The sequence below is a fragment of the Haliscomenobacter sp. genome, from assembly GCF_040403615.1.
In the GTDB taxonomy this organism is placed as follows: domain Bacteria; phylum Bacteroidota; class Bacteroidia; order Chitinophagales; family Saprospiraceae; genus Haliscomenobacter.
Window position 1 is genome coordinate 23,880 of the sequence record NZ_JBBAKG010000079.1, and the last position, 5,334, is coordinate 29,213.

Annotated in this window: 3 protein-coding genes; 1 reads left to right on the forward strand and 2 read right to left on the reverse strand. The window is 48.3% G+C overall.

Annotation, left to right across the window (positions count from 1 at the left end):
* Together cysD and cysC are read right to left on the reverse strand one after the other, a co-directional pair.
* A partial coding sequence (gene cysD / locus ABW391_RS21040) for a sulfate adenylyltransferase subunit CysD (protein WP_353483889.1) occupies positions 1–494 on the reverse strand: 494 nt, incomplete at its 3' end.
* Between the two features lie 18 nt (positions 495–512).
* Positions 513–1,112, reverse strand: coding sequence for an adenylyl-sulfate kinase (gene cysC, locus ABW391_RS21045; RefSeq protein WP_353483887.1), 600 nt, complete (start codon positions 1,110–1,112; stop codon positions 513–515).
* Positions 1,113–1,549: 437 nt separating this feature from the next.
* Between cysC and metH the strand changes: the two genes are divergently transcribed.
* Positions 1,550–5,230 carry a methionine synthase gene (gene metH / locus ABW391_RS21050; RefSeq protein ID WP_353483888.1) on the forward strand — a complete coding sequence of 1,227 codons (3,681 nt, stop codon included), beginning with the start codon at positions 1,550–1,552 and terminating at the stop codon, positions 5,228–5,230.
* Positions 5,231–5,334: the final 104 nt, after the last annotated feature.

Here is a 5,334-nt window from a genome sequence, read left to right on the forward strand (position 1 = left end):
CGCTGATTTTTGGGATCCCACTGACCAAATTCGTCGCGGTGAGAAAAGAAACGCTCCTTGGCCCGGGCTTTTTCTTCATCTCGGCGGGCACCACCAATGGCCGCGTCGTATTTGCCTTTCTCCATAGATTCCAAAAGCACCGCAGTTTGCAAAAAATTGCGGCTGGCATTGTAGCCTTTTTCCTCTACAATGCGGCCTTGATCGATGGCCTCTTGTACCGAACCAACAATAAGTCGAGCACCAATGCGCTCTACCAATTCGTCGCGGTAATCCAGGGTTTCCTGAAAATTGTGGCCAGTATCAATGTGCAGCAGTGGAAAAGGGATGCGTGCAGGATAGAATGCCTTCATGGCCAGGTAAGTCACCAGGATGGAATCCTTGCCGCCAGAAAACAACAATACTGGATTTTCAAACTGAGCCACGAGTTCGCGAATAATGAAGATCGATTCGGATTCCAATTCCTTGAGGTGGTTCAGGTTGTAGTTAAAGTCCATATGATTGAACAGTTAAGTTTAACGCAATGATATTAAGGGCCGCAAATAGTCCATGATCAGCACCGCAGATGCTTCGATGGTCAATTGATCGGTACGAATTTCGAGATTTGGATTTTCGGGAGCTTCATAGGGGTCATCAATACCTGTAAAACCCTTGATGAGCCCTGCTCTGGCTTTTTGGTACAAGCCTTTTACATCGCGGGCTTCGCACACTTCGATGGGGGCGTTGATGTATATTTCGATGAAATCTTCAGCGCCAACGATGCTGCGTGCCAGATCGCGCATTTCCCGGCTGGGGCTGATGAAAGAGTTGATGCAAATGACTCCGGTATGGAGGTAGAGTTTGGAAATTTCTGCAATGCGCCGGATGTTTTCCAGACGGTCTTCGGTACTAAAACCCAGGTTGTTGTTGATGCCAAAGCGGATGTTGTCGCCATCGAGTACTTGCGGAAGGTATCCTTCTTCAAACAAGAGGCGTTCGAGGTATTTGGCAATGGTACTTTTTCCAGAACCAGACAACCCTGTCAACCACAATACCTTACTCCGCTGATTCAAGCGTGCCTCGCGCTCCTGTCTTTGCACGAGTTGATCAAATATTGGATGAATATGCTCTGCCAAGGATTACTGTTTTTCACTCTGTTTGGGTAATAATGTCGCGAAGATAATTAACTCTCATTTAAATTCTTACACCTTTTTGCGCTAACATATTGACATTCATTCATTTATTCCTGAACCTCTGGATGTTAAGTGCTGGATTTTGTGGCAGTTATATTTGTTAGGGAATCAAGTGCCATCAAAAAAAAGTTGAATTTTATTTGATTCGGTTTTTGTTGGCTTCAGGGTAGTTAAAATATGGTTTCCCATTCTTGAACTTGTTTTTTGTTGCTGAAATAAAAAGCCAAGCTGCTTGACCAAATCATTCAATTGTCTTCATTCCACCTTCATGTTCAAATAAATCTCTATTTTTACAGGTCAAAATCGAACCAGCCGGGTTATTTTACGGTTAGTCGTATTCAACGTTCAGCATTATCGTTGTTGCACAAAAACGAAAAAAGATGAAACCAGACATTCGTGCACTACTCAAACAGCGCATTCTCGTCATAGATGGTGCGATGGGTACCATGATTCAGCGCTATAAGCTTGGTGAAGTAGATTACCGGGGGGCACGTTTTGCCGACTTCCATTTAGATGTCAAAGGCAACAACGACTTGTTGTCCATTACCCAGCCCCAAATCATCGAAGAAATTCACCGCGCTTACCTGGATGCAGGAGCCGACATCATCGAGACCAATACTTTTTCGAGCACCTGGATCGCTATGGCCGACTACGAAATGCAGGCGCTCGCTTATGAATTGAATTATGCTTCGGCACAAGTAGCCAAACGCTGCGCCGACGACTATACTTTACGCAATCCCAGCAAACCGCGTTACGTAGCAGGTGCCATGGGGCCTACCAACCGTACCGCTTCTCTTTCGCCAGACGTGAACGACCCTGGCTATCGTGCTATCTCCTTCAAAGAATTAAAAGAAGCTTACTACGAGCAAGCAAAGGGCCTCGTAGAAGGAGGAGCTGATCTTCTGCTGATCGAGACGGTCTTTGATACCCTCAATGCCAAAGCGGCCTTGTTTGCTACCGAGCAATTGTTTGAAGAACTCGGAACACGCGTGCCAGTAATGATATCCGGCACCATTACCGATGCCAGTGGTCGTACCCTTTCGGGCCAAACTGCTGAAGCGTTCTGGATTTCAGTGAGTCATATTCCATTGTTGAGTGTGGGGTTGAACTGCGCCCTGGGTGCTGAAGAAATGCGTCCCCACGTGGAAGCCTTGTCCAACATTGCCGATGTTTTCATCAGTGCTTACCCCAATGCGGGTTTGCCCAACGAATTTGGTCAATACGACCAAACGGCGCTGGAAATGCAGGCTTACATCCGCGATTTTGCGGCCAGCGGTTTTGTCAATATGATTGGTGGCTGCTGCGGCACAACTCCTGACCACATTCGCGCCATGGCCGAAGCCGTCAAAGGTGTGCCTCCCCGCCAGATTCCGCAGGTACCCAATTATACCATGCTCAGTGGACTGGAACCCCTGATCATTCGACCAGAAACCAATTTTATCAACATTGGCGAAAGAACCAACGTAACTGGCTCCCGCCAGTTTGCTCGCCTCATCCGTGAAGGAAAATACAACGATGCCCTGGTGGTGGCGCAGCAACAGGTAGAAGCAGGAGCCCAAATAATCGACGTCAACATGGACGAAGGTTTGTTGGATTCTGAAAAAGCCATCGTTGAGTTTTTGAATTTGATGATGTCTGAACCGGACATTGCCAAGTTGCCGATCATGATCGACTCTTCCAAGTTTAGCGTGATCGAGGCAGGTTTGCAATGTGTACAGGGCAAGTGTGTCGTCAACTCCATTTCGCTCAAGGAAGGGGAAGAATCCTTCATCCACCATGCCAAATTGGTACATCGTTATGGTGCAGCCGCTGTGGTCATGGCTTTTGATGAAGCCGGACAAGCCGATACCATCGAGCGCAAGGTCTCGATCTGCGAACGCGCTTATAAAATCTTGGTCGAGCAAGTCGGGTTCAAACCACAAGACATCATTTTTGACCCCAATATTTTTGCAGTGGCTACAGGTATCGAAGAGCACAACGATTACGCCATTTACTTCATCGAGGCTACCCGCCAGATCAAACAACGTTGCCCAGGCGCCAAAATCAGTGGCGGGGTGAGCAACATTTCCTTCTCCTATCGGGGCAATGATCCCGTACGCGAAGCCATGCACTCGGCTTTCTTGTACCACGCCATTCAGGCTGGAATGGACATGGGCATTGTCAATGCGGGGATGATTGAAGTGTATGAAAATATTCCAAAAGATTTGCTGGAACGCGTTGAAGACGTACTGTTTAACCGCCGCGAAGACGCAACCGAGCGCCTAACCGAATTTGCTGAAAACATCAAAAACGATGGCGGTCGGGTATTGGTAAAAGACCTGGCCTGGCGTGATGGCACGCTCGGAGAACGCATCACTCACGCCTTGGTCAGAGGGATCACTGATTTTATTGACCAAGATACAGAAGAAGCCCGCAAAAGCCTACCCCATGCACTGGGAGTCATTGAAGGCCCGCTGATGGACGGCATGAATGTGGTAGGTGACTTGTTTGGCGCAGGCAAAATGTTTTTGCCACAGGTAGTCAAAAGCGCCCGGGTGATGAAAAAAGCGGTGGCTTACCTCACCCCGTTCATCGAAGAAGAAAAAGCCGCTGGAGGCGGCAGCACCAAAGGGAAAATCCTGTTGGCTACTGTGAAGGGCGACGTACACGATATTGGCAAAAACATTGTAGGCGTAGTTTTGGCCTGCAATAATTTTGACATCATCGACATGGGCGTAATGGTTTCTGCGGACAGGATTCTCAAAAAGGCCAAAGAAGAAAATGTGGACATCATTGGTTTGAGCGGACTGATCACGCCTTCCTTGGATGAGATGGTGTACATGGCCAAAGAGATGGAGCGTTTGGGCTTCAAATTACCGCTGTTGATTGGTGGTGCAACAACCTCCAAAACGCATACTGCGGTCAAAATCGAGCCACAATATTCTGGCCCGGTCGTGCATGTCCTGGACGCCTCCCGCAGTGTGGGGGTAGCCGCTGCACTGCTGAGTGGAGATCAAAATTACCGCAACAACGTCGTTTTGGAAACCCGCAAAGATTATGAGCGCATTCGCGAACAACGTGCAGGCAGACAGACCTCCAAAGCGTTCATTGAACTCGATAAAGCCAAAGAAAATAAAATACCCATCAATTGGACGGGCTACAACCCTCCCGTTCCGATAAAAGCAGGCATCACCGTTTTTGAAGATTACAGCCTCGAAGAACTGAGCGATTACATCGACTGGACGCCTTTCTTCAGCAGTTGGCAAATGGCGGGTAAGTTCCCGGCCATTCTCAAGGATGAAATTGTGGGCGTGGAAGCCCAAAAGTTGTACAACGATGCCCGCAGTCTCTTGCGTCGGGTGATCGATGAAAAATGGCTGAGTGCCCGTGCTGTGATTGGGCTTTTCCCGGCCAACGTAATCAATGATGACGACATCGAAGTGTATGCCGACGATGAGCGCCAGGAAGTAAAAGCGGTATTGCACCAGTTGCGCCAGCAATTGCGCAAAGCAGCAGGCCAACCCAACTTCTCGCTGGCCGACTTCGTTGCGCCTAAAGGCAAAGCCCAAGATTACATCGGTGCTTTTGCCGTTACAGCAGGAATCGGGATCGAACCTTGGGTGGCAAAATTTGAAGCAGAACTCGACGACTACAATGCCATCATGTTGAAAGCACTTGCCGATCGCCTGGCCGAAGCCATGGCCGAACGCATGCACGAACGTGTACGCAAAGAATTCTGGGGATATGCCGCTGATGAGTCTTTTTCCAATGACGATTTCATCAAAGAAGTGTATCAAGGTATTCGGCCAGCACCTGGTTATCCTGCTTGCCCTGAGCACACCGAGAAACGTACCCTTTGGGAATTACTGGATGTAGAAAACAACACGGGCATGATCCTTACCGAAAGTTATGCCATGTATCCTGCTGCTTCGGTAAGTGGCTGGTACCTCTCTCACCCGGAATCAAAGTATTTTGGTTTGGGGCAAATTGGGAAAGATCAGGTAATGAATTATGCGAAGCGCAAAGGCATGAGCCTGGAAGAAACAGAGCGCTGGTTGGCTCCTGTACTCAATTATGAGTAGCATTCGACCTTTTTAAGAAAGAATATACAGACTTTTTGTCGTTAAATTAGGCATAAAAACAAAGAGGCCGCCCGACTGGGCGGCCTCGAATGCCAATTGTAATT